Below are 24,828 nucleotides of genomic sequence, written 5' to 3'. Positions count from 1 at the left end.
GTCGTTCCGGTACGTGACGGCAACCGTTCCTCGGGTTGGTCTGTACATGACCATGACGCCACGCCAGACTGTCGGCCGAACGCGTCCCACCCCCCACGGAGGAGCCGTCCCGATGCCCCTGCGCCCGCGTCTCGCCCGGCAACGTTGTCACGTCGCCCTGACGGGTCTGATCGCCCTCGCCACCGCCACCGTCGTCACCCTGTCCGCCGCGCCGCCCGCCGCCGCGGCCGACACATGGACGGAGGTCGGCTCCGACCGCGCCGACCCGCTCACCGAGAGCCAGGGCCTGACCTCGGTGGAAGTCCCCGCCGGAAGCCCGAACCACTACACGGGCATCGGCACGATCCCCATCGGTGTCTCCAGCCGCGGCTGGAACCACGTCGGCGACCCCGACGCCTCCTACGACGGCTACTACGTCGAGCCCTACCAGCGCGACTCGGGCGGCGCGAAGATGTTCCGGGTGCAGGCGCCGGGCGGTGGCTGGTCCGAGTACGTGCACACGCTCGGCGCCGGCGAGGCGCTCAACAACTCGTGGGCCGCGATCTCACCGGGTGGCCAGTGGATGCTGTCGGGGGAGTACGGCACCATGAGCCGGCTGCTGGTCTTCCCCACCCCGGGTGTCAACCCGGCCACCTCGCCCTCCGCGAACCTCCCGCAGGTCTCCACCGTCAACCTGGACCACGCCGTACGCGACGTCCAGGGCTGTGACTTCGCCGGCCCGACGCGGCTGCTGTGCTCCTCCGACGACCCGGCGGGCACCCTGTTCGGCGTGACCAAGCCGCTGCTCCAGATCGACCTGTCCGCCGAGCCGAACGGCACGACCGACGTCGTCGGCCATGTCACCGCCCTGCGGCAGCTGCCGTTGCGCAGCTCGTGCTCGGGCACGTTCGAGGCGGAGGGCATCGACTACGACCGCCGGACCGGCACACTGCGCGTCATCGTCGTGTCCCCGGGCTTCTGTGTGCTGACGGACAGCAAGACGTACCGCTTCACGCGCGGCTAGCCGCCGAACGGACGGGCGGACCGCAGGCGGACGGTCGGGCGTAAGGGTGCAAGGGTGGACGGGCGGATGACGGGCGGCCGGCCGGCCGGGGGTCGGAGCCGGTCCGGAACCGGGTCGCGGCCGGGCGTCGCCGGTGGTCGCTCGTCGCGGGTGGTGCTTTTCTTGGGATGGGGTGTGGTGTCACGGGGAACCCGCGGCACCACCACCTGGTGACGAGAGGAGCGATCACGATGGACAGTGAAGGACCGCACTCGGAATCCGTCTCCGTCGCGATCAGCGATTGCAGCAAGGAGGACGCCCGGATCGTGTTCGACACGCTGTGCGCGTGTTTCGAGTCCGACAGGTGCGCCGAGGACGTACCGACACAGCTCCACGAGACACGGCCCATGGTGTGGCTCGGCACGTTCGACGTGGCCGACACGCACGCCTGCGACCACCCGGCCCGGCTCGCCGGGCACGTCACGGCCGACGTACAGGGCGGCTACTGGGCGATCGACCGGTTCCGTACGACCCTGGACTCCCTGTTCGCCGTGCAGAACCTGAGCGGCGCCTCGGGCGACCAGGAGCGGGAACTGCACCTCAGGCTGGAGAGCATCTAGGGTCGGCCGACCGTCGGGCGGGCCGAGCGAGGCCCGCCGTAGGACCGGAGCGTGGACCGGGGCGTGGCCGCGGACGGCGACGCGAGCCGCACGCTCCGGTCCAGGCCGTCCGGCACCGTCCGCCCCGCCCCGCGCCCGGCCTCCGCTCGCCCCTGCGCGTCGCTGCGCACCCTCCCCGGGCTGCTCCCCGCGCGCTCCCTCCGCGCCCCCGCGCGCTCCCGGTCACGTGACGTCCGCGACACAGGCCCCGATCGGTTATGCAACTAGTTGCAAAAACGTTGGCCGGTCCTCTACAACAGGAGGTGACGACACCGCCCACGGAGGCCCCGATGAGCCGTTACCCGCACCTGCTGAGCCCGCTCGACCTGGGCTTCACCACCCTGCCCAACCGTGTCCTGATGGGCTCCATGCACGTCGGCCTGGAGGAGGCCGAGCGCGGCTTCGAGCGCATGGCCGCGTTCTACGCCGCCCGGGCCCGCGGGGGAGTGGGCCTGATCGTCACCGGCGGCATCGCGCCCAACGACGAGGGACGCCCGTACGAGGGCGGCGCGAAGCTCACCACCGAGGCCGAGGCCGGGCAGCACCGCGAGATCACCGAGGCCGTGCATCGCGAGGGCGGCCGGATCGCGATGCAGATCCTGCACTTCGGCCGGTACGCCTACCACCCCGACCTGGTCGCGCCGAGCCCCGAGCAGGCGCCCATCAGCCCCTTCCCGCCGCGCGAGCTCACCGACGCCGACGTCGAGCGGACGATCGACGACTACGCCCGCGCCGCCCGCCTCGCCCGGCAGGCCGGCTACGACGGCGTCGAGATCATGGGCTCCGAGGGCTACCTCATCAACGAGTTCATCGCCGCGCGGACCAACCACCGCACCGACCGCTGGGGCGGCTCGTACGAGAACCGCACGCGCTTCCCGGTGGAGATCGTGCGCCGGGTGCGCGAGGCGGTCGGCGACGACTTCATCGTCATCTACCGGCTGTCCATGCTGGACCTGGTGCCCGGCGGCTCCTCGCTCGACGAGGTGGTCACGCTCGCCAGGGCCGTCGAGGCCGCCGGGGCGACGATCATCAACACCGGCATCGGCTGGCACGAGGCCCGTATCCCCACCATCGCCACCTCCGTGCCGCGCGGCGCGTACACCTGGGTCACCAAGAAGCTGATGGGCGCGGTCTCCGTGCCGCTCGTGACGACGAACCGCATCAACACCCCCGAACTCGCCGAGCAGTTGCTCGCGGACGGCTGCGCCGACATGGTGTCGATGGCCCGCCCGATGCTCGCCGACCCGGACTTCGTCGCCAAGGCCGCGGCCGGGCGTCCCGAGGCCATCAACACCTGCATCGGCTGCAACCAGGCCTGCCTCGACCACACCTTCAGCGGGCAGATCACCTCCTGCCTCGTCAATCCGCGCGCCTGCCACGAGACCGAACTCGTCCTCTCACCGACCCGGCTGCGCAAGCGCGTCGCCGTCGTCGGCGCCGGACCGGCCGGTCTGGCCTGCGCGGTGAGCGCGGCCGAACGCGGCCACGCCGTCACCCTGTTCGACGCGGCGAACGAGATCGGCGGCCAGCTCAACGTGGCCCGCAAGGTCCCCGGCAAGCAGGAGTTCGACGAGACGCTGCGCTACTTCCGCCACCAGCTCGACGCGCACGGCGTCGACGTACGCCTCGGCGGCTGGGTCGGCGTCGAGGACCTCGCCGACCACGACGAGGTGGTCGTCGCCACCGGCGTCACCCCGCGCACCCCGGACATCCCCGGCGTCGACCACCCCAGCGTCGTCGGCTACCTGGACGTGCTGCGCGACAACGCCCCCGTCGGCGAGCGCGTCGCGATCCTCGGCGCGGGCGGCATCGGCTTCGACGTCGCCGAGTACCTCACCGACGGCGGCGACAAGGCGAGCGAGGACCCGGCGACGTACTTCCGCCAGTGGGGTGTCGACATGGACTACAACTCGCCCGGCGGCCTGGCCGCTCCCGAGCGGCCCGCCCCGCCGCGCACCGTCCACCTGCTCCAGCGCAAGACCAGCAAGGTCGGCGCAGGGCTCGGCAAGACCACCGGCTGGATCCACCGCGCCGAGCTGAAACACCGCGGCGTGACGATGGTCCCGGGCGTGACCTACGACCGGATCGACGACGCCGGACTGCACATCACCGTCGGCGACGAGAGCACCGTCCTGGCCGTCGACACGATCGTGCTGTGCACCGGACAGGAACCGCGCCGTGGCCTGTACGAGGAACTGCTCGCCGCCGGGCGCGAGGTGCACCTCATCGGCGGCGCCGACGTGGCCGCCGAGCTCGACGCCAAGCGTGCCGTCAAGCAGGGCACGGAGCTGGCGGCGGCCCTCTAGGAACTGTCCCGGGAGCGGCCCGGCCGCTCCCTAGGATGACTCCATGTCACTCCCGCACGCGATCCTCACCGCCCTGCTCGAGAAGCCGTCGGCCGGGCTGGATCTGACCCGCCGGTTCGACAGGTCGATCGGCTACTTCTGGTCGGCCACGCACCAGCAGATCTACCGCGAGCTGGGCCGACTGGAGACCGAGGGGTACATCCGCGCGCTGCCCGCCGAGCAGCCGGCCCGCGGGCAGAAGAAGACCTACGAGGTACTGCCCGCGGGCCGCGCCGAACTGGCCCGCTGGACCGCCGCCGAGCAGGACCCCAAACCGCACCGCGACACGCTGCTGCTGCGGCTGCGCGCCGCGGCCGTGGTGGGAACCGCCGGCCTGGCGGCCGATCTGCGCCGTCATCTCGACCTGCACCGGCGGCAGTTGGCCGAGTACGAGGAGATCGAGGAGCGCGACTTCCCGCCCGGCAGGGACAGCGCGGAGGACCGGCTGCGGCATCTCGTGCTGCGGGCGGGCATCGATCTGGAGACCTTCTGGACCCACTGGCTCACCCACGCGCTGGAGGAGTTCGCGGAGCTGGAGCGCGACGAGCGGACATGAGCGCGGCCGCGCCGGTGCGCGGGGTCGTGCGCGGGGCCGCCGGCTAGAACCGGTGCGGCTTCGACCGCCGGCGCAGGATCCAGGCGACGGCGACGACACCGCCGCCCACCAGGGCGCCGCCCGCCGCCATCGTCAGGTCGCCGTAGTCCCGGGTGGTACCGCCGAGACCGCCCAGGACGCCACCGGGCGGGGAGGGGGGCGGCGGCGCGCCGGTCGGCGCCGCCGGGGCGGACGGAGCGGAGGGACCGGTGGACCCGGACACGACCACCGTCTGGGTGCCCGCCGTGGAGCTGTTCGAGCAGGTGACGGCCACCGTGTAGGTGCCCGGGGTGACGTTCGACCAGGCCGCGGACTGGCCGACGCTCGTGCCGGACAGCGCCACCTGACGGCCCTCGGAGAAGGCCCCCTGGTTGCTGGTGAGCAGCGACGCGGTGCCCCAACTGCCGTTGAGCTGCGCGCACGCGCTGGTGGTCACCGAGACGGTGGATCCCGTCGTGCTCACAGAGATGCCCGGGCCCCGGGCCAGGGCCGGCGCGGGAGCCAGGGCGAGCGGCAGCGTCGCGGCGGCGGTGACGGTCAGGCCGGCGCGGAGGAGAAAGTGGGTAGTGCGCATCGGTTGTCCTCCGGCGGCACGGTCGGCGGCACATCCCTGGCGCCGTCGAGGATCGGGAAGGCCGTGCCCCCTGAAGTGCAGCCAACGTGCCCTGGACACGGCCCGCACTCCGGCCGCCCCATACAGGTGACGGCGTCCTTCGGACGGCGCAACCCCGGGCGGCCTCACGGCGCGGCCGTGCCGCCCGCCCCCGTCGTCGCCGTCGCCTCGGCCGAGAGGCCGCCCCAGGTCCCGTCCGGCAGCCTGGCCCGCAGCCGTACCCGATGGCGGACCCCCGCCTCCCGTCCCACGTAGAAGCTGTAGGCCGCCCGGCCGCGCGGTGGGTTCCCGCCCCAGACCAGGGAGGTGGCCGGCCGGCCGTCGAGCTGGATCTGGTACTCCGTGACCACGCCGTCCGTGCGCGGCGGCACCCAGGACAGGTCGAGGTAGTACGCTCCGTCGGCCGCGTGGGTGGTCGCGCGGAAGTCGGACGGCGCGGTGTCGCGTCCGTCGTCGGTGCCCGGCGCGGTGGTGAGGCGGACGGTCCCGCCGGCGGGCGAGAGGTTGTCGGCAGCGTCCCGGGCCCGGACGGTGAAGGCGTAACGCGTGCCCGGCCGCAGCCCCGTGACGACCGTCGCGGTCTGGCCCCCGCCGACGCTGTGGATCTTCACGCCGCCCTGGTAGACGTCGTACGAGACCACGTCGCGGTCGTCCGTCGACGCCGACCACGACAGTTGGACCGCCCGGCTGCCCGCCGCGCGTCCGGCGAGGCCGCCCGGACGGGTCGGGGCCGAGCGGTCGGCGGCGACGGCCGCCGGCGTCGTGGCGCGCACCTCGCGGCTGCGCGGCCCGAGCCGCCCGGCGGAGTCCCGGGCGCGCACGGTGAAGACGTACGTGGTGGACGGGCGCAGCCGGGTGACGTCCACCATGTGCGAGGAGGCGGGAACGTCCGTCACCTTCGTGGGGCCGCGGTACACCTCGTACCCGCCGACGCCCTCGGCCGCGGCGACCGCGTTCCACATGACGTGCACGCTGGTCGCGCTGCCCGCGGCGGCGGTGACTCCGGTCGGAGCGCCGGGCAGCCGGCCGCTCTCGCCGTCGTCGGCCCCCGCCCAGCCGCAGGACGCGACGAGCAGAAGTCCGCAGAGCGGCAGTACGCGTCGCACGACTCGCCTCCCGGCCTGGCACGGCGGCAATGGTCCGGACCAATATGGCCCCGGTGTCGCCGTTCCATCAAGAGGGCGGTCACGAGGACGGTCGCTCAGCCGGGCGGTCGGCCGGCGGAGCGGACGGGGGGACGGGACGGCGGGGGAGCCGGGCGGGCGGGAGGACGGTCAAGAGTGCCGTCCTGGGTGACGGGCCGGGAGAGTTACGTATGCTGAAGTTCCTCATGGCTGAACTCGTCCGGTGAGTCGGGGAGTTCACGCCTGTGGCGCGGACCGCTGTCGTCGCTGATCCCGCGCCGGCGCGGGTGCCCGGGCGGCCGGAGCCTGAAAGGGTTCCGGCCCCGGGTCCCCTGTCGCACCGTCAGAAGGCTTGGACCGTACGGCCCATTCGGGGTGGACGAGCGCTCCGGCCGGCCTCACATTAGGCCGGGTGTTCGTCACGTCCCCCACGAGAGGGTCCTTCATCGTGCGTGCCCGGTCGCTGACGCTGGCTGCGGCCGGCCTCGCCCTGCTGGCCCCGACGCTGCCCCCGGCCGACGCCCCCGGGGAGGCCGCCGCGCGGCAGCGGGTGGCGTCGCTCGGCGAGGGCGCCGTCAGCGCCGCCGACCTGCTGGCCCGGGTCCGTGACTGCGCCCAGGTCTCCGACGGCCTGTACCGCACCGACGAGGGCGCGCCCGCCACCGTGCCCGTCTGCGGCACCGACACCGCCGTCCACTGGACGGCGGACATGGACATCGACTGCGACGGACGGCCGGGGCCGCACTGCAACGACAGCGCCGACGGGCTGTTCTCCGCCAGTACCGCGTTCACGCAGTCCGACGGGAGCTATCTGAGCGCCGAGGAACTGCCCTACATCGTCGTACCCACCGCGAGCCCCGTCTGGGACTACCGCGCCCATGGCGTGCACGGCGGCTCGGTCGCGGCCGTCGTCCACGGCGACCGGGTCCAGTACGCGGTGGTCGGCGACACCGGTCCGGCCGGCATCATCGGCGAGGCGTCCTACGCCACCGCCCAGGCGCTCGGCATCTCGCCCGACCCGCACGCCGGCGGCACGCCCTCCGGCGTCACCTACATCGTCTTCAAGGACGCCCAGGTGAAGCCGATCGAGGACCACGCGGCCGCGGTGGCCACGGGCGAGCGGCTGGCGCGACTGTTCGTACAGGGCGGCTGAGCGGCCGTCAGACCGCCTGACAGCCGCCGTCCACGCGCGGGACCACGCCGTCGACGCCGTCCCGCGCGCGCCGATCACGGTGCCGGCGGAGGGCTTGGCCCAGCGGTGCCCGCGCCTCGCTCCCCGCCGCCGTACGCGCCGCGGTCGCGCTCACACCTTCCGGTAGGAGTACGCCTCCGCCGCGGCCGCCTCCACCGCGCCGAGGTCGGCACCGGTGGCCGCCGTCACGACCGCGGCCACCGCCCCCTCGACGAACGGGGCGTCGACCAGACGGGTGTCGTCGGGCAGCTCGTCCCCCTCCGCGAGCAGCGCCTTCACCGTCAGCACGGCACTGCCGAGGTCGGTGAGCACGGCGACCCCGGCGCCCCGGTCGACGGACGCCGCCGCGGCGGCGATCAGCTCGGCGCTCGTGCCGAGCCCGCCACCCTCGGTGCCGCCCGCGGCGGCGACGGGCACCGTGACACCGCCGCCCGTCAGTCCCTTCGCCAGCTCGGCCACCGACGCGGCCACCTGCGCGCTGTGCGACACCAGCACGATCCCGACCAGCTTCTCGTCACTCACCGTTCGCCTCCGCGAGTGAGGCGATCAGCAGCGCCGACGAGGTGGCACCCGGGTCCTGGTGCCCGATGCTGCGCTCGCCCAGATAACTGGCCCGGCCCTTGCGGGCCTGGAGCGGGACCGTCGCCTCCGCGCCCTGTTCGGCGGCGGCGCGCGCGGCGGCGAAACCGTCACCGAGGGCGTCGACGGCCGGCACCAGGGCGTCGATCATGGTCTTGTCGCCCGGCGCGGCACCGCCGAGCGCCATCACGGCGTCCACGCCCGTGCGCAGCGCCGTCGCGAACTGTTCCTCGTCCACCTCGACCGCGTCGCCGAGCGTCTTGCCGGTGCGGCGCAGCAGCGTCCCGTACAACGGGCCGGAGGCACCGCCGACGGTGGAGATGAGCTGTCGGCCGGCGAGGGTCAGGACGGCGCCGGGAGTCCGTGGCGCCTCCTTCTCCAGCGTGGCCGTCACCGCGGTGAACCCGCGCTGGAGATTGCTGCCGTGGTCGGCGTCGCCGATGGGCGAGTCGAGGGCGGTGAGCCGCTCGGCCTCCCGGTCGACGGCGGCGGCGGTCGCTGTCATCCAGCGGCGGAAGAAGTCGGCGTCGAGCACGGGAACTCCTTGCGTGGTAGGTACGTCGGCCGTCGCTCCCACCGGGTCAGACGCCCCAGCGCAGACCCGGCGTGTTCACCGGTGCGTCCCACAGTCGCAGCAGTTCCTCGTCGATCTGGCACAGCGTCACCGAGGCGCCCGCCATGTCGAGCGAGGTCACGTAGTTGCCGACCAGCGTGCGGGCGACGGACACACCGCGTTCCCGCAGCACCCGGTGCACCTCGGCGTTGAAGCCGTACAGCTCCAGCAGCGGCGTCGCACCCATGCCGTTGACCAGCGCGAGGACGGGACCGCGGGTGGGCATGTCCTCCAGGAGGGCGTGGACGGCGAAGTCGGCGATCTCGCCCGACGTCATCATCGCCCGTCGCTCGCGGCCCGGCTCGCCGTGGATGCCGATGCCCAGCTCCAGCTCGCCCGCCGGCAGGTCGAAGGTCGGGCTGCCCTTGGCGGGCGTGGTGACCGAGCTGAGCGCCACCCCGAAACTGCGGGACCTCTCGTTGACCTGCCGGGCGAGCGACTCCACCTCCTCCAGAGGCCGCCCCTCCGCGGCGGCCGCGCCGGCGATCTTCTCCACGAACAGGGTGGCCCCGGTGCCGCGCCGGCCGGCCGTGTACAGGCTGTCGGTGACCGCGACATCGTCGTTGACCAGGACCCTCGCGACCCGTATGCCCTCGTCCTCGGCGAGCTCGGCCGCCATGTCGAAGTTGAGGACGTCGCCGGTGTAGTTCTTCACGATGAACAGCACCCCGGCCCCGCTGTCCACGGCGGCCGCCGCCCGCACCATCTGGTCAGGCACCGGTGAGGTGAACACCTCGCCCGGGCAGGCCGCGGACAGCATTCCGGGACCGACGAAACCGCCGTGCAGCGGCTCGTGCCCCGACCCGCCGCCGGAGACCAGGGCGACCTGCCCGGCCACGGGGGCGTCCCGCCGTACGATCACGCGGTTCTCCACGTCGACGGTCAGCTCCGGATGGGCGGCCGCCATGCCCCGCAGCGCGTCCGCGACCACCGTCTCCGGAACGTTGATGAGCATCTTCACGGGTACCTCCTGATAGGGCTGGCAGCTGGCCCTCTGACCGGTGTTCGCGCTGGTCAGAGACTTCGTCGAGGCGTCGTCAGGTCAGGTCGTCCAGTGCGGTCGGCGGGCGCGCGGGAACTCCTTCCTCGCAGTATCGACCTTGGGACGGCGCCGGTCACCCGTACCGACGCCGCCGGACGGAACCGACCGGCGTCCCCCCTCGTCGCGGCGGTAGCCTCCGGGCATGCGGATCTCTGTCTCCTCGGACCTGGACGAACCCGTGGCCCGCTCCGTCGTCACCGAGTTGCGCCGGCGCGGCCACGACGTGGTGACGCATGGCGCGCTGCGTCCCGGCGACGACGCCCGGTGGGCGGTGTGCTCGGCGGCGGCGGCCGGGGAGGTGGCCGCCGGGACGGCGGACCAGGCCGTGGTCTGCTGCTGGACCGGGACGGGCGCGTCGATCGCCGCGAACAAGGTGCCGGGTGTACGGGCCGCCCTGTGCGTGGACGCGTACACGGCGGACGGCGCGCGCCGCTGGAACGACGCCAACGTCCTGGCGTTGAGCCTGCGGCTGACGTCCGGGCCGTTGCTGACGGAGATCCTCGACGCGTGGTTCGCGGCCGAGGCCGGTGACGCGGAGGACCGGGCCAACGTGGCCCACGTGGGACGGCTCGACCTCGGCCGGAGCGCGTGAGGGCGGTCCCCGGCGGCCAAGCGCACCTCAGCCGGTCTTGTGACCCCACCGCGGCCCCACGAGGTCCCATTCCCGGCCCCACTCGTCGATGCGCCGCCGGTCGAGCCGCCACTTGGCGACCGCCCCGGCGCCGAGGACCAGCGAGGCCAGGGCCAGCCCCGCGCCCGTGCCGATCACGGCCGCCTCGAACGACGCCGCCGCCATGCTCGGCGGCTCGACACTGAGCTCGTCCCGGGCGTTCAGCCAGACCTCGACCGTGGTACCGGCCTTCAGCCCCGGGTCGACCAGGGCCCGGTCCGTGCGGACGGAGCCGTCGGCCGCCGTGAAGCGGACCTTCGTCGCGACGCGTTCATGGGTGCCCTCCGCCCCGGCCACGGGTGGCGCGACATCCGTGAGGAGGACGGCTTCGACGGAGTACCGTTCGGCGCGCTGACGGGCGAACGCGTCGTCGGCGGCCCACGCCGTCACCAGCCCGGCGAGCACCCCGCCCACCACGACGGCGACCCAGACGAACAGCACGACCCACGCCTCGACGATGTCCTCACGCCGACGCAGCGGGCTCTTCCGCCACCGCCACAGGCGGTGCCTCCTGACGCCGTTCTCACCGCTCATGGGCTCGCACCTCCTCTTCACCGTACGCTCACGACGGGGACACCGGCGCGGCGGTCGGGCGCCCCGGGCCGCACGACTGCGACCAGCGTGCGGCCGGGACGCGCCGAGCGCCTGGGGAGCACCTGACCGATGCGCGCGCGAGGAGCGGGGGGCTGATTCGGGTCGGCCGGGGCTCCTGCGGCAGGCGGGCGAGCCGTGGCCCTGGCGCGGCGGCCCAGCCGGGCCGCCGCGAGCCACGTCGCGGCGACGCGTTCCGGTCCTGGGCGGTGCGGTGTGGTCCGGCGGGGGTGGGGACGGCCTGGTCTGCGCGGTGCGGACCCTGTGTGGTGTGGTCCGGCGGCGTAGGCCGACCGGGTGGGTCCGGCGCTCCGCCCGGCCTGCCCGAAGGGGCTGCGTGGATCGGGCGGCCCTTCGAAGGGGCGTAGTGCCGCTCGCTCATTCGGCCCCCGTGTGGCCCGTGCGGTTCGGCCGGATGGGGCGGTCGGGTCGGGCGGGGGTGGGGCGGACGAGGAAGGGTGGGTAGCGGACCGGCAGCTCCGGCCGGACACCCTTCCGGAAGGGAACCCGCGATGTCCGTCGACACGCAGCAGGCGTCCGTCCCGCTCTCCGACGACGAGGTCAGGACGCTGGACGCCCACTGGCGCGCCGCGAACTACCTGGCCGTAGGCCAGATCTACCTCATGGCCAACCCCCTGCTGACCGAACCGCTGCGCCCCGAGCACATCAAGCCGCGGCTGCTCGGCCACTGGGGCACCTCGCCCGGCCTGAACCTCGTGTACACCCACCTCAACCGCGTGATCCGGGCCCGTGACCTGCACGCCCTGTGCGTGTGGGGGCCCGGCCACGGCGGGCCCGCGGTGGTCGCCAACTCCTGGCTCGAGGGCTCGTACTCCGAGACGTACCCGGACATCACACGGGACGCGGCCGGCATGGCGCGTCTGTTCAAACAGTTCTCGTTCCCGGGTGGCGTACCCAGCCACGTCGCGCCCGAGACCCCCGGCTCCATCCACGAGGGCGGCGAACTCGGCTACGCGCTGTCGCACGCCTACGGAGCCGCACTCGACAACCCCGACCTGCTCGTCACCTGCGTGATCGGCGACGGCGAGGCGGAGACCGGACCGCTGGCGACCTCCTGGCACTCCAACAAGTTCCTGGACCCCCGCGACGACGGCGCCGTCCTGCCGATCCTCCACCTCAACGGCTACAAGATCGCCAACCCGACGGTGCTCGCCCGTATCCCCGAGTCCGAGCTCGACGAACTCCTGCGGGGCTACGGCCACGACCCGGTCCACGTCACCGGCGACACCCCGGCCGGCGTCCACCGGGCGATGGCCGAGGCCATGGACCGCGCCCTGGACCGCATCGCCGCGATCCAGCGCGCCGCACGCGAGGACCACGCCACCGAGCGGCCCCGCTGGCCGGTCATCGTGCTGCGCACCCCGAAGGGCTGGACCGGACCGGCGAAGGTCGACGGAGTGCCGGTGGAGGGCACCTGGCGCGCCCACCAGGTCCCGCTCGCCGCCGTCCGGGACAACCCGGAGCATCTGCGGCAGTTGGAGGAGTGGCTGCGTTCCTACCGCCCCGAGGAGCTGTTCGACGGGCACGGCAGGCCCCGCCCGGACGTCCTGGCCTGCGTCCCGGAGGGCACCCGCAGGCTCGGCGCCACCCCGCACGCCAACGGCGGACTGCTGCTGCGCGAACTGCCCCTGCCCGCCCTGGAGACGTACGCCGTCCCCGTCGACAAGCCCGGCCGCACCCTGCACGAACCCACCCGGGTGCTGGGCGAGGTGCTCCGGGACGTCATGGAGGCCACCGCCGAGCGGCGCGACTTCCGCCTGGTCGGCCCCGACGAGACCGCCTCCAACCGCCTCGACGCGGTCTACGCGGCCAGCGGCAAGGCCTGGCAGGCGCAGACCCTCCAGGTCGACGAACACCTCGACCGGCACGGCCGGGTGATGGAGATCCTGTCCGAACACACCTGCCAGGGCTGGCTGGAGGGCTACCTGCTGACCGGCCGGCACGGTCTGTTCTCCTGCTACGAGGCGTTCGTGCACATCGTCGACTCGATGGTGAACCAGCACATCAAGTGGCTGCGTGTCACCCGCCGGTTGCCCTGGCGCGCGCCGATCGCCTCCCTCAACTACCTGCTCACCTCGCACGTGTGGCGCCAGGACCACAACGGCTTCTCCCACCAGGACCCCGGTTTCGTCGACCACATCCTCAACAAGAGCCCGGAGGCGGTACGGGTCTACTTCCCGCCGGACGCCAACACCCTGCTGTCGGTCGCGGACCACGCGCTGCGCAGCCGCGACTACGTCAACGTGATCGTGGCAGGCAAACAGCCCTGCTTCGACTGGCTGTCGATGGAGCAGGCCCGCGTCCACTGCGCCCGCGGCGCCGGCATCTGGGAGTGGGCCGGCACCGAGGACGGGTCCCGCGAGCCCGACGTGGTGCTCGCCTGCGCCGGGGACGTGCCCACCCAGGAGGTGCTGGCGGCGGCCTGGCTGCTGCGCCGTCACCTGCCGGAGCTGGCGGTGCGCGTGGTGAACGTCGTCGACATCGCCCGGCTGCTGCCGAGTGAGGAACACCCGCACGGCATGGCCGACTTCGAGTACGACGGCCTGTTCACCGCCGACCGGCCCGTGGTGTTCGCCTACCACGGCTACCCGTGGCTGATCCACCGGCTCGCCTACCGCCGTACCGGCCACCGGCATCTGCACGTACGGGGATACAAGGAGATCGGCACCACGACCACACCGTTCGACATGGTCGTCCGCAACGACCTCGACCGCTACCGCCTGGTCATGGACGTCATCGACCGCGTCCCGGGGCTCGCGGTGCGGGCGGCGGCCGTACGCCAGCGGATGGTGGACGTGCGCCAGCGCCACCACGACTGGATCCGTGAACACGGCACCGACCTTCCGGAGGTCGCCGACTGGACGTGGGACGGCTGAGTCGACCGGGCCGGGAGCGGCGCCGCCGCTCCCGGCCCCGTCATCGCGGTACGACAGGGCGCACGGGTGGGTGCGGACGGCGCAGAGGCGGGAGCAGGGGGCGGTAATCCCGTGCGCCCTGGTACGGCCTCTCGCCGGGCGCCTACAGTGTCGCCCCACGGCTCTGTGACGGGGATACGGCAGAGCCCAGCCCCACCACGTGGTCACCGGCCATCCCGGCGCGGCGCCGACCGGGCGGGCCCGCGGCCCGCACACCGGCACGCGGCGGCCCTTCGGAGCGGAGGGTGCCCACGACCACCCGCGCGACAGGCACCACCCCCGTGAATCCGCTCGTGCCGCGCAGCCGGGTGTCCCGCGGTACGAGCGCGCGTCGAGAGTCCCTGGAGGCCGCTGTGTCCCGACCGTGCATCGCCCTGATCGCCGACCCCACGTCCACCGAAGGCTGCCGGGAGTACCTGGCACAGGCCGTGGAACTGCTCACCGGCGCCCCGCCGGTCCGGATCGACGCCCGGCACTTCGGGACCGGCGGAACGGGCCGCGGCAGCCTCGACGGAGGCCGCTTACGGCTGCGGGTCCCCGAGGAGGCGACGGACGTCCTTCCCGACGTGGTCGTGCTCTACGAGATCCAGCCCCACCGCCGCCACGAACTCGCCGCGTTCCAGGACCTGCTGGAGGAGCACGAGGTGGTGACCCTCGGCACCGGGCCGGCCGCCTGGCGGACGGCCACCGAGAAGAACCTCACCGTGGAACGCTTCGCCCGTGACGGCGTCGCCCAGATGGAGACCGTCGTCCTGTCCCGGCCGGGCAGGTCCGAGGCGGCGGCCGTGTTCGACCGGCTCGGTGGCGATGTCTGGGCCCGGCCCGTCGTCGGTACCGGCGGCAACGACACCTTCCACATCACCACCGAGGCCCAGTTGGAGAGCGCCGCCGACTTCTACGTCCGGCGCGACTCCGACTGGCTGCTGTCGCGTGACGCGGGGAACATCACCGCCGACGGCATGCGGCACCAGTTCCGGGTGTTCGTCCTCGACGGCCGGATCGTGCACGCCCGCGAGCACCTCCAGCCCGAACCCGACACGCCCTGCAACACCTGCCGGGGCGCCACCCCCGTCCATCTGACTCCACGGGAGCTTCCGCCGCGCCTCGCGGAACTGGCCGTCGCCGCCACCGAGTCGGTCGGGCTGCCCTTCGCGGGCGTCGACCTGGCGGTGGAGAACGGCGGGGTCGTCTTCGAGGTGAACGTCCAGCCCGCCTTCGTGGAAGGCGAGCTGGAGACCGTGGCCGTGCCGTACATCCAGGCCCATCTGGACGCCCTGGCCGTGGCCCGCGGGGAGCGCCGCATCCTGCCGCACCCGGCGCGAGGGGTCCTGGACCGGGGGAGCCAGCTCTCCGCCTGACCGCGCCGGGCCCCCGCCTCACAGCTTCAGCGAGAACCAGGTCGTCTTGCCCTGGTCGGTCGGCCGGACGCCCCAGTCGTTTGCGAGGGTGCGGACGAGGATCAGGCCCCGGCCGGACTCCTCGTCCTCGGCCGCCAGCCGGGGCTGGGGGAGTTGCGGGCTGCGGTCGCTGACCTCGACGGTGAGGTCGGTGACGGTGCGGTGCAGATGCACCCCGAGGGGGCCCTCCGCGTGCTGGACGGCGTTGGTGAGGGTCTCCGACAGCAGCAGCAGGGCGTCGTCGGCGTTCGCCGTACAGTTCCACGAGGTCAGCGCCTTGTGCAGGAACGCACGGCCCTCGGGCACCGAAGCCGCCTCGGCCGGCAGATCGGTGGCGAGGGCCGCGAGCGGCGCGGCCGGCAACTGCGCCAGCAGCAGCGTGACGTCGTCGTTGTGGCTCTCGGCGTCCGGCAGCAGACTCGCGAGCACATGGTCCGCCGCGGCCTCCAGACACGGCGTCCCGTCGAAGAACCGGTCCAGTACGACGGTCAGTTCGCCCACCCGGACCTCGATGTCGCTGCCGGGCGTCTCGATCAGGCCGTCCGTGTAGAGCACCAGGGTGGCCCCGGGCGGTATCTCGCTGCTGGACTGTTCGTAGAGGATGCCGCCCACCCCGAGCGGCGCGTTGACCGGCGAGGGGAGTTCGCGGATCCCGTCCCCCGTCCCGGCGACGAGGACCGGCAGATGGCCGGCCGAGCAGACGGTGACGGTGCCCGCGTCGGGGGCGATGACGAGGTAGCAGCAGGTGACCAGTTGGTCGGGCACGTCCAGGTCGGCCACACAGGTGTCCAGGGCCTGCATGAGCTGACGGGGCTGCATACCGGTCTTGGCCAGCGCGTGGGCCGCCGAGCGCAACTGGCCCATGACCGCGGCCGCTTCCAGACCGCGACCCATCACGTCGCCGATCAGCACGCCGACCCGGTCGGCGCCCAGCGGGATGAGGTCGAACCAGTCGCCGCCGACGCCGGCGCCCTGGGTGGCCGGCCGGTAGCGGCTCGCCGTGGCCAGCCCGGGGAGGGCGGGCGGGGTGCCCATGAGGCTGCGCTGCAAGGTGAGCGCGATGTGCCGCTGCTGCTCGTACAGGGCGGTCAGCTCGGCCTCGGCGCGCTTGCGGTCGCTGATGTCCCGCACGATGGCGCAGGCGCCGACCACCGTGCCGTGGGTGTCCCGGGTGGGCCAGAGGGTGACGTCGACGTCCAGCAGTCCGCCAGTCCTGGTCACCCGCAGCGTCTCGAAGTGCTCGACCTTCTCACCGTGGCGCAGCCGCTCCAGCAGCGCGCTGATCTCGTCCTCCCGCTCGGACGGGGCCAGCAGCGACACGTGCCGGCCGATCGCCTCCTCCGCGGTGTACCCGTACAGCCGTTGGGCGGCCGCGTTCCAGTAGGTGATGTACCCGTCGAGGGTCTTGGCGAGGATCGCGTCCTGGGACGACTCGACGAGCGCGGCGAGTTCGTTGATGCGCGCCTCCGCGGCCTTGCGGTCGCTGACGTCGCGCACCGCGGCGGAGACCAGCAGTCCCTCCTCGGTCTCCAGTGGGCTCAGACTGATCTCGACGGGGAACTCGGTGCCGTCCTTGCGCACCCCGTGCAGTTCGAGCCCGGCCCCCATCGGACGCACCTGCCGGTTGGCCGTGTAGCCCCCGCGGTGCTGTGTGTGCTGGGCCCGGAAGCGCTGCGGGATCAGCAACTCGACGGGGTGGTCGAGCAGTTCCTTGCGGTGGTAGCCGAACAGGGCCTCGGTCTGGGCGTTGACGAGCTTGATGGCCCCGCTGTCGTCGACGATCACCATGGCGTCGGGCGCGGCCTCCAGCAGTCCCCGGAACCGCTCCTCGGCCCCGTCCTCACCTGCCGGGGTGTCGCAGCGGCACCGTTTCTGCCGTGCCGCGCCCGCCGTCCGTGCCGGTTCAGCCTCCACCAGGTCGGCCACGTCCCACCACCCCATCCTGCGCAACGGTTCAGGACATCCCAGCGCTTTCCGGCCGCCCTCGTGCCGGGTTGTCGCTTACTGTCCGTCCGCTGCCCGAACCTGTCCGTAGTCGACGACCGGGTGGGCCGGGGTCACAGGCTCGCCGTGTGGTCCGGGACGTAGGTCTGCAGATCGCGCGGCGGCCGCGTGTAACCGGTCGACGGCGGCCGCGGCGGGAGCTCCAGGACCGGCGGCGGAACGTCGCGGTACGGCAGGGTGCTCAGCAGATGGGCGATGGTGTTCAGGCGGGCCCGGCGCTTGTCGTCGCTCTCGACGACGTACCAGGGCGCCTCCCGGACGTCGGTGTGCACCAGCATCTCGTCCTTGGCCCGGGAGTACGCCTCCCAGCGGCTGATCGACTCCAGGTCCATCGGGGAGAGCTTCCAGCGCCGCAGCGGGTCCTCCAGCCGGCGCCGGAAACGCTCCTGCTGTTCGGTGTCGCTCACCGAGAACCAGTACTTGCGCAGCAGGATCCCGTCCTCGACGAGCATCCGCTCGAAGATCGGGCACTGGCGCAGGAAGAGCTGGTGCTCCTCCTTGGTGCAGAACCCCATCACCTGCTCGACACCGGCTCGGTTGTACCAGGACCGGTCGAACAGCACGATCTCGCCGGCGGCCGGCAGGTGCTCCACGTACCGCTGGAAGTACCACTGGGTGCGCTCGCGCTCGGTCGGCTTCGGCAGCGCGGCGATCCGGGCGCCGCGGGGGTTGAGGTGCTCCGAGATCCGCTTGATGGTGCCGCCCTTGCCTGCCGCGTCCCGCCCCTCGAAGACGACGACCAGCCGGGCGCCCTCCGCCCGCACCCACTCCTGGAGTCTCACCAACTCCGTCTGGAGCCGCAGCAGTTCCCGCTCGTACGTCTTGCGCGGCAGCTTCGCCGCTTCGTTGTCGGCCATACCGCGACTTCCCCTCGACGAGCTGCGCGCCATTCGGCCGACCGGCACCCTGACGCCTCACCGCCGGACGGCCCCGGGGCGTCCCGCCCCGGTGCGCCGGACGCTCGAAGTCTAGGGAACACCCGTAGAAGATCCGCGCCGCCGGACGACACGCACGGCGCGGCGCACACGGACGGTCGCGACCCGCGTGACGGTCGTGACCCGAGCGGACGCCCGTGCCCCGCGGGGGCCGACGTGACCAGCGCGGTCGGATCGCGGTGCGCAGGCCTGGCTGCCGCGCCCACGGACGGCGGCGCGGCGCCCTGCGGCTCGTGCCTTGTGCCTCTCAGCACGGTGCCGAAGCCCGGAGGATCCGGTCCGGCCCGGCGCCGGACCGGTCGTAGCTGCTCCCGTACGTATCCCCGCCCCGCGCGCCTCCCGCACCGGCGCATCAGGGCCGGTCCCGGCGACGGTCCTGGCACCGTGGCGGACCGGATCACTGGGCGGCGGGCGGCCGCGGCGGAACGCTGACCGAGGTCGTCCTCGACGACGGGCACGTGGCGACGACCCCGGCGCGGTACGGGCCGAGGCGGCCGGACTGCGCCGTCCGGCGGACGCGGGAGTGGTCCGCGTCACGGCCGTGCACGGCCATGCCGGCCAGTGGCTGGTTACAGACCCGGTCTTGGCCGGACGGCCGAGCGCGCGCGGCGGCGGCCCGGTTCGGCCGAGGCCCGGCCGTGCTGCACGCGGCCGGAGCGCCCGCTCTTTTCGGTGCCGCGCCGCCCGGGGGCCCCGAAGACACGTACATCGGGCTCGCCCCGACGCGCGACGTCACCGGCGCCGACCGGCCGCGGTGGTACGCCGGGCACCGGGTGCTGCCCTGTCTGCGGGCGGCGGTCGACGACGGGACCCCGGACCGGGCCGACGCGGGCGCGATCGAGCGGGTCTGCGCCTGGCTGCCCGACCTCGCGGAGCCCGCCGAGCAGCCCACCAGTCCGCACGGCGACCTGTGGAACGGCGACGTGCTGGGGGGGCGCCGCACGGCGACCACCGGGGGACCGGTCTGGCGCCGCTGGACCTGTTCGGATTGCCCGCACCCGGAGGCGGTGCTGGGTGCTGCCCAGGAGACCGCGTCTGCCCTGCGTGCCCAGCAGGCCGGGAGACCCCGGAGAGGGTTTCCCGGCCTGCCCGGCGCAGATGTCGGAGGTCAGTGCCCGCCCAGTCCGCCGCCGCCGAAGGACCCGCTGGTGCCCCTGCTCCAGCGGGGGCGTGTCGTGGACGCGCTGGGACGGGTGCCGAGGTTGCCGAAGCCGTGCAGATCGTGCGGCAGTACCCGGCCTGTGCCCTGGGGCATCTCGTCGGGTTCTCGGTTCTCCTGGACCTCGCGCACCGCGCCGCCCGGCGGCAGGTGCGGCTGTTCCTCGGGGCGCGGCGGAGGCGACTCGCGCCGTCGCACGATGTAGCCCATCCAGAACCCGCCCAGCAGCATGGCCACGACCACCACACCCGCCAGGAACGGTCCGAGGGTGAGCCACCCGCTTTGTTCCGCTATCTGCATGGTTGCGGTATCCATCATGTAGTCCGAATACCCCATGAAGACGGGGCGAATCACGCATTTCGGAACAGCCTCCGGGGTGCCGTGTTTGACGGCGACCGCGGCGGCTACCCGCAGGGGGTGACCTCGACGACATCCCAGCAGGAGCTGTTCCGCTTCCTGGAGGACCGGTTCGCGTGTGCGCAGGCGTGCGCGGAGTGCGCCCGGGCCTGTGCCCTGAGCGCGAGTCTGGTCGATCCGGGCGGAAGCGTGGAGCGGGAACTCGTACGACGTAAGGGGATCATGTGCGCGGAAGTGTGTGACGCCACCTGCCGCCTGCTGGCCGAGCAGAACGGCGACGTGGACGAGCCCGGCATCCGGATCCAGCTGGAGTGGTGCCGGACCGTGTGCCTGGAGTGCGCGCATCTGTTCGACGAGCAGCCGGGAGCGGAGGGAGCCGCGGCGGCCTGCCGCGCGTGCGCCCGGGCCTGCACGGATTTCATGGCCACGCTGACGTGAGCTTCGTGGCCGTGTCGACGTGAGTTCCGTGGCCCCGCCGACGTTGAGCCCGAGGGTGCCGACGTGAGCTCGAGGGCCGCGCCGGCCTGAGCCCCTGTCCCGCGTCCCGCGCGCGGCCACGCGTGCCGTGAGCACGGTTCCCAATTTCTGCAACACGTTCTACGGTGTGCGCCGTCAGGACCGGTCACAGGGACCCTGGAGGCGCCGTGCACCTCGATCACACGCCCGAGCAGCAGCGGCTGCGTACCGAACTGCGTGCCTACTTCGCCGGACTGGTGCCGGACGACGCCTCCACCCGGCACACCGACCCGGCCGCCCAGAAGCGGTTCTACCGCGAGACCGTCCGGCGGCTCGGCGCGGACGGCTGGCTCGGAGTGGGCTGGCCGAAGGAGTACGGCGGGCGCGGCCTGACGGCGATGGAGCAGTTCATCTTCTTCGACGAGGCGGCCCAGGCCGGCGTGCCGCTGCCGCTGATGGCCCTCAACACCGTCGGCCCGACGATCATGCAGTTCGGCACCGAGGAGCAGAAGTCCTACTTCCTGCCGCGCGTCCTGTCCGGCGAGATCGACTTCGCCATCGGCTACAGCGAGCCCGACGCGGGCACGGACCTGGCCGCCCTGCGCACGCGCGCGGTGCGCGACGGCGAGGAGTACGTCGTCGACGGCCAGAAGATCTGGACCACCAACGGCGACACCGCCGACTGGGTCTGGCTCGCCGTGCGCACCGACCCCGGCGCCCCGCCCCACAAGGGCATCACGATGCTGCTGGTGCCGACCACCGACCCCGGCTACTCCTGCACCCTCATCAACACCCTCGCCGGACACGACACGACGGCGAGCTACTACGAGAACGTCCGCGTCCCCGTCTCCCGCCGCGTCGGCGCCGAGAACCAGGGCTGGCGGCTGATCACCAACCAGCTCAACCACGAGCGCGTGACCCTCGCCGCGCACGGCACCATGGCCGTCCGCGCCCTGCACGACGTCCAGCGCTGGGCCACGGAGACCAAGCTCGCCGACGGCCGCCGGGTCGTCGACCTGCCGTGGGTGCGCCGTCTGCTCGCACGGACCCACGTCCGGCTGGACGCCCTCAAGCTCCTGAACTGGCAGATGGTGACCGCCGTCCAGAACGGCACCCTCACCCCGCAGGACGCCTCCGCCGTCAAGGTCTACGGTTCCGAGGCCCGCCGGGACGCCTACGCCTGGCTCCTGGAGATCGTGGCGGCCCCGGGCGCGCTCCAGGACGGCTCGGCGGGCGCGGTCCTGCACGGCGAACTGGAACGCGGCTACCGCTCGGCGGTGATCTTCACCTTCGGCGGCGGCAACAACGAGATCCAGCGGGAGATCATCTCGTGGATAGGGCTGGGTATGCCCCGGGTACGGCGTTAGCCTGCGGGCATGGAGTCCCGATCCACACCCGACCCCGGGCTGTTCGGCCCGGGATCCGTGACCTGGCAGCTGCACGGCGACCCCATGATGTGGGTCGCCGGGATCCGCGCCCTGTACCTCCAGGCGCTGCATCCGCGCGCGGTGCGCGGGGTCATGCAGAACTCCGACTTTTACCGGGACGCATGGGGCCGGCTGATGCGCACCGCGAACTTCGTCGGCACGACGACGTACGGCACCACCGAGGCCGCCGAGCGGGCGGGCGCCCGGGTCCGGAAGATCCACACCATGCTGTCGGCGACCGACCCGGAGACCGGGGAGCGCTACGGAGTCGACGAACCCGAGCTGCTGCTGTGGGTGCACTGCGCCGAGGTCGACTCCTATCTGCACGTCCTGCGGCGCTCCGGCTACCCGCTCACCGACGCCCAGGCCGACCGCTATCTGGCCGAACACCGCGTCGGCGCGCGCCTGGTGGGCCTCGACCCGGACGCCGTCCCCGCGAATCGGGCCGAGATGGCGGCCTACTTCGAGAAGACGCGCCCCCGACTCGCCGCCGGGCCCGAGGCGCACGCGGTGGACGACTTCCTGCTCCGCCCGCCGACGCACCCTCTCCTCGTCCCGGCGCGCGAGGTGCTGTGGCGGCGCGTGGCGCAGCTGGCGTACGCCGCTCTGCCGCCGTACGCCCACACGTTGTACGGCAGACCGGCCCCGGCGGCCGACACGGTCACCCGCCGGCTGCGTGCCACCGGCACCCTGTTGCGCTGCGTTCCCGCACGTCTGCGCTGGCAACTCCCGCCCAAACACATCCTGCGCGCGATGGCACGGCTCGGCCCCGACGCTCGCCCCGCACCGTACAAAGCCGGGCGATAGGTCGCCATACTGGACGAGCCAGGGGAGGGCGGGGCGAACGGGGGCGACCGTACGACATGGCGGAGAGCAGGCTGATCCAGGGCCGGTACCGGCTGCTCGACCTGATCGGGCGCGGTGGCATGGGCGAGGTGTGGCGGGCGCGCGACGAGTCCCTGGGCAGGCAGGTCGCCGTGAAGTGCCTCAAGCCGATCGGGCCGTCGCACGACCAGTCCTTCACCCGGGTGCTGCGGGAGCGGTTCCGGCGCGAGGCCCGGGTGGCCGCGGGCCTCCAGCACCGCGGGGTGACCGTGGTCCACGACTTCGGCGAGTTCGACGGTGTCCTGTTCCTGGTCATGGAGCTGCTGGAGGGCCGCAACCTCTGTCAGCTGCTGGAGGACAACAAGAATCACCCGCTGCCCGTCGCGGACGTGGTCGAGATCGCCGACCAGGTCGCCGCCGCGCTCGCCTACACGCACCGGCAGGGCATCGTGCACCGCGACCTGAAGCCCGCCAACATCGTCCGGCTCACCGACGGGACGGCGAAGATCTGCGACTTCGGCATAGCGCGTCTGGGCCACGACATCGGCTTCACCTCCCGGCTGACCGGCACCGGCATCGCGATGGGCACCCCGCACTACATGTCGCCGGAGCAGATCGGCGGTACCGAGGTCGACCAGCGCAGCGACCTGTACTCGCTCGGCTGCGTGCTGTACGAGATCGCCACCGGGGCTCCGCCGTTCGACCTCGACGACGCCTGGGCGGTCCTGATCGGCCACCGGGACACCCCGCCCCGGCCGCCGCGCAGCCACCGCGCCGAACTGCCCGAGTACTTCGAGCGGATCATCCTGGACCTGCTCGCCAAGCAGCCCGAGCAACGACCGTACGACGCCCGCGAGCTGGGCCGCCGGATCAGCGCGGGCCGCACCACACCGACGTACGTGCCGACCGTGGTGACCTCCCGGCCCGCACCGCGGCCGTCCGAGCCGGCCGCCCGCGAGCCACGCCTGCCGTCCTGGACCCGGGGCATGACCACCGGTCACAAGGCGGCCGACGCCGGGCCGCGCGCCACGCCCCCGGACGCCGGAGCCGCGCTCACCGGCGAGTGGATCGCGCGCCCGGCCACCGGCGGGCCCGCGCGGCCCCGGCCGGACGCGCCGCCCGCCCCCGGCCCGGGAACACTCACCGCGCTCGCCGGACGGCACAACGCCGGGCTCAGCCTGGGCCGCCTCGGCCGCTGGAGCGAGGCCGGCGAGGTGCACCGCGCGGTCGCCGCCGAACGCGAACACCTCCTCGGCCCCGACCACCCCGACACGCTCGCCAGCCGCTACGAGGTCGCCTTCACCCTCAGCCGCACCGGGCGCGCCGCCGACGCGCTGCGCGCGTACAAGCAGGTCGCCGCGGCCCGTACCCAGGCGCTCGGCGCCGACCACCCCGACTCGCTCGCCGTCCGCCAGGAGATGGCCTACGTGCTGGGACAGCTGGGCCGCCACTTCGACGCGCACCAGGTCTACAGCGCGGTGCTCGCCGCCCGGGAGCACACCATGGGCCCCGACCACCCCGACACCCTGCGCTGCCGCCACAACCTCGCCTTCAACCTCAGCAGGCTCGGGCGCCTGGAGGACTCGTACCGCATGGCCTGCGAGGTGGCCGTCGCCCGCGGCCGGGTGCTCGGCGCCGAGCACCCGGACACCCTGGTGACCCGTTACGAGGTCGCCTACGCGCTCGGTCAGCTGGGCCGCTGGCCGGAGGCGCTCCAGACGTACCGCGAGGTCGCCGAGGCCCGCGCCCGGGCCCTCGGCCCGGACCACCCCGACACCCTCGCCGCCCGCCATGAGACCGGCATCAGCCTCGGCCGCCTGGGCCGCAGCGCGGAGGCGCTCACCCTCTACCGCGACCTCGTCGACGACCGCACCCGCGTCCACGGCCCGAGCCACCCCGAGGCGCTGCGCGCCCGGCACGGACTCGGCGTCAACCTCGGCCGCCTCGGCCGCTGGGAGGAGGCCCTCGCCGAGTCCCGTGACGTGTGCGCGATCCGCGAGCGGGTGCTGGGCGCGGACCATCCGGACACCCTGGTCAGCCGGCGTGAGGTCGCCGTCGGTCTGGGCTGGCTCGGCCGCTGGCCGGACGCGCTGGCCGAGTACCGGAGGGTGGCGTCGGCCCGTGAGCGGGTGCTGGGCGCCGACCACCCCGACACCCTGGCCAGCCGCAACGACGAGGCCCACTGCCTGGAACAACTCGGCCGCGGCGCGGAGGCGGTCGAGCTGTACCGCAGGGTGGCGGTGCTGCGGCAGCAGCGGACGTCGGGCGGCCGCTGACCCCGGCGTCCGCCCTCTGGCCGACCTAGATCACTTCGTGTTACCAAGGAC

At 73.3% G+C, this 24,828-nt stretch carries 21 protein-coding genes; 12 read left to right on the top strand and 9 right to left on the bottom strand.

Annotation, left to right across the window (positions count from 1 at the left end; all coding sequences use genetic code 11):
* Positions 1-112 precede the first annotated feature (112 nt).
* The 4 genes from ACWCQK_RS14835 to ACWCQK_RS14820 all read left to right on the top strand — a co-directional run bounded on the left by ACWCQK_RS14835 (position 113) and on the right by ACWCQK_RS14820 (position 4,542).
* Positions 113-1,003 (top strand): hypothetical protein, encoded by an 891-nt coding sequence (locus ACWCQK_RS14835; RefSeq protein ID WP_451155511.1) that lies wholly within the window; start codon positions 113-115, stop codon positions 1,001-1,003.
* A gap of 230 nt (positions 1,004-1,233) precedes the next feature.
* A complete protein-coding gene (locus tag ACWCQK_RS14830; RefSeq protein WP_451155510.1) occupies positions 1,234-1,602 on the top strand; it encodes a hypothetical protein in 369 nt (122 codons plus the stop codon).
* A gap of 329 nt (positions 1,603-1,931) precedes the next feature.
* On the top strand, positions 1,932-3,947 hold the full coding sequence (locus ACWCQK_RS14825) for an oxidoreductase (protein WP_451155509.1): 2,016 nt from the start codon (positions 1,932-1,934) through the stop codon (positions 3,945-3,947).
* Positions 3,948-3,990: 43 nt separating this feature from the next.
* Positions 3,991-4,542, top strand: a complete 552-nt coding sequence (locus tag ACWCQK_RS14820; RefSeq protein WP_451155508.1) for a PadR family transcriptional regulator — start codon at positions 3,991-3,993, stop codon at positions 4,540-4,542.
* 43 nt (positions 4,543-4,585) lie between these two features.
* On the opposite strand, the gene ACWCQK_RS14815 is transcribed toward ACWCQK_RS14820, so the two are convergent.
* Both ACWCQK_RS14815 and ACWCQK_RS14810 read right to left on the bottom strand, forming a co-directional pair.
* Positions 4,586-5,155 (bottom strand): hypothetical protein, encoded by a 570-nt coding sequence (locus tag ACWCQK_RS14815; RefSeq protein WP_451155507.1) that lies wholly within the window; start codon positions 5,153-5,155, stop codon positions 4,586-4,588.
* Positions 5,156-5,319: 164 nt separating this feature from the next.
* Positions 5,320-6,300 carry a fibronectin type III domain-containing protein gene (locus ACWCQK_RS14810; RefSeq protein WP_451155506.1) on the bottom strand — a complete coding sequence of 327 codons (981 nt, stop codon included), beginning with the start codon at positions 6,298-6,300 and terminating at the stop codon, positions 5,320-5,322.
* A 466-nt stretch (positions 6,301-6,766) separates the two neighbouring features.
* Between ACWCQK_RS14810 and ACWCQK_RS14805 the strand changes: the two genes are divergently transcribed.
* Complete coding sequence (locus ACWCQK_RS14805; protein WP_451155702.1) at positions 6,767-7,471, top strand: glycoside hydrolase family 75 protein; 705 nt, start codon at positions 6,767-6,769, stop codon at positions 7,469-7,471.
* Between the two features lie 150 nt (positions 7,472-7,621).
* Here the strand turns inward: ACWCQK_RS14805 and ACWCQK_RS14800 are convergent, their stop codons facing one another.
* The 3 genes from ACWCQK_RS14800 to dhaK are packed head-to-tail and all read right to left on the bottom strand — an operon-like array spanning position 7,622 to position 9,663.
* The gene (locus tag ACWCQK_RS14800; RefSeq protein WP_451155505.1) at positions 7,622-8,032 is read right to left on the bottom strand and encodes a PTS-dependent dihydroxyacetone kinase phosphotransferase subunit DhaM; all 411 of its coding nucleotides are present in this window, start codon (positions 8,030-8,032) and stop codon (positions 7,622-7,624) included.
* On the bottom strand, positions 8,025-8,624 hold the full coding sequence (gene dhaL, locus ACWCQK_RS14795) for a dihydroxyacetone kinase subunit DhaL (RefSeq protein ID WP_451155504.1): 600 nt from the start codon (positions 8,622-8,624) through the stop codon (positions 8,025-8,027). The genes ACWCQK_RS14800 and dhaL overlap by 8 nt, the downstream gene beginning before the upstream one ends.
* Before the next feature lie 46 nt (positions 8,625-8,670).
* On the bottom strand, positions 8,671-9,663 hold the full coding sequence (gene dhaK / locus ACWCQK_RS14790) for a dihydroxyacetone kinase subunit DhaK (protein WP_451155503.1): 993 nt from the start codon (positions 9,661-9,663) through the stop codon (positions 8,671-8,673).
* Between the two features lie 223 nt (positions 9,664-9,886).
* Between dhaK and ACWCQK_RS14785 the strand changes: the two genes are divergently transcribed.
* Entirely contained in the window at positions 9,887-10,336 is a 450-nt protein-coding gene (locus ACWCQK_RS14785; protein ID WP_451155502.1) for an RpiB/LacA/LacB family sugar-phosphate isomerase, read from the top strand.
* 27 nt (positions 10,337-10,363) lie between these two features.
* Here the strand turns inward: ACWCQK_RS14785 and ACWCQK_RS14780 are convergent, their stop codons facing one another.
* Complete coding sequence (locus ACWCQK_RS14780) at positions 10,364-10,948, bottom strand: Rv1733c family protein (protein ID WP_451155501.1); 585 nt, start codon at positions 10,946-10,948, stop codon at positions 10,364-10,366.
* Positions 10,949-11,517: 569 nt separating this feature from the next.
* Here ACWCQK_RS14780 and ACWCQK_RS14775 point away from each other — a divergent pair.
* Positions 11,518-13,902 (top strand): phosphoketolase family protein, encoded by a 2,385-nt coding sequence (locus ACWCQK_RS14775; protein ID WP_451155500.1) that lies wholly within the window; start codon positions 11,518-11,520, stop codon positions 13,900-13,902.
* Between the two features lie 392 nt (positions 13,903-14,294).
* Positions 14,295-15,299 (top strand): ATP-grasp domain-containing protein, encoded by a 1,005-nt coding sequence (locus tag ACWCQK_RS14770; RefSeq protein WP_451155499.1) that lies wholly within the window; start codon positions 14,295-14,297, stop codon positions 15,297-15,299.
* Positions 15,300-15,317: 18 nt separating this feature from the next.
* Here ACWCQK_RS14770 and ACWCQK_RS14765 read toward each other — a convergent pair whose 3' ends face one another.
* From ACWCQK_RS14765 to ACWCQK_RS14755, 3 genes are all read right to left on the bottom strand, one after another.
* Entirely contained in the window at positions 15,318-17,279 is a 1,962-nt protein-coding gene (locus ACWCQK_RS14765; protein ID WP_451155498.1) for a PAS domain S-box protein, read from the bottom strand.
* Between the two features lie 116 nt (positions 17,280-17,395).
* Positions 17,396-18,199, bottom strand: coding sequence for a polyphosphate kinase 2 (ppk2, locus tag ACWCQK_RS14760; protein ID WP_451155497.1), 804 nt, complete (start codon positions 18,197-18,199; stop codon positions 17,396-17,398).
* A 1,186-nt stretch (positions 18,200-19,385) separates the two neighbouring features.
* Positions 19,386-19,754, bottom strand: coding sequence for a DUF6479 family protein (locus ACWCQK_RS14755; protein WP_451155496.1), 369 nt, complete (start codon positions 19,752-19,754; stop codon positions 19,386-19,388).
* A gap of 99 nt (positions 19,755-19,853) precedes the next feature.
* Between ACWCQK_RS14755 and ACWCQK_RS14750 the strand changes: the two genes are divergently transcribed.
* The 4 genes from ACWCQK_RS14750 to ACWCQK_RS14735 all read left to right on the top strand — a co-directional run bounded on the left by ACWCQK_RS14750 (position 19,854) and on the right by ACWCQK_RS14735 (position 24,777).
* Positions 19,854-20,231, top strand: a complete 378-nt coding sequence (locus tag ACWCQK_RS14750; protein WP_451155495.1) for a ferredoxin — start codon at positions 19,854-19,856, stop codon at positions 20,229-20,231.
* Positions 20,232-20,437: 206 nt separating this feature from the next.
* Positions 20,438-21,616 carry an acyl-CoA dehydrogenase family protein gene (locus ACWCQK_RS14745; protein WP_451155494.1) on the top strand — a complete coding sequence of 393 codons (1,179 nt, stop codon included), beginning with the start codon at positions 20,438-20,440 and terminating at the stop codon, positions 21,614-21,616.
* Between the two features lie 9 nt (positions 21,617-21,625).
* Positions 21,626-22,483, top strand: coding sequence for an oxygenase MpaB family protein (locus ACWCQK_RS14740; RefSeq protein WP_451155493.1), 858 nt, complete (start codon positions 21,626-21,628; stop codon positions 22,481-22,483).
* 56 nt (positions 22,484-22,539) lie between these two features.
* Positions 22,540-24,777: a tetratricopeptide repeat protein gene (locus tag ACWCQK_RS14735; protein ID WP_451155492.1), complete on the top strand. Its 2,238-nt coding sequence runs from the start codon at positions 22,540-22,542 to the stop codon at positions 24,775-24,777.
* Positions 24,778-24,828: the final 51 nt, after the last annotated feature.

Source organism: Streptomyces sp. NPDC002306 (assembly GCF_053593435.1).
The sequence above is the reverse complement of the archived record's forward strand: the minus strand, read 5'-3'. Positions and strand labels throughout refer to the sequence as shown.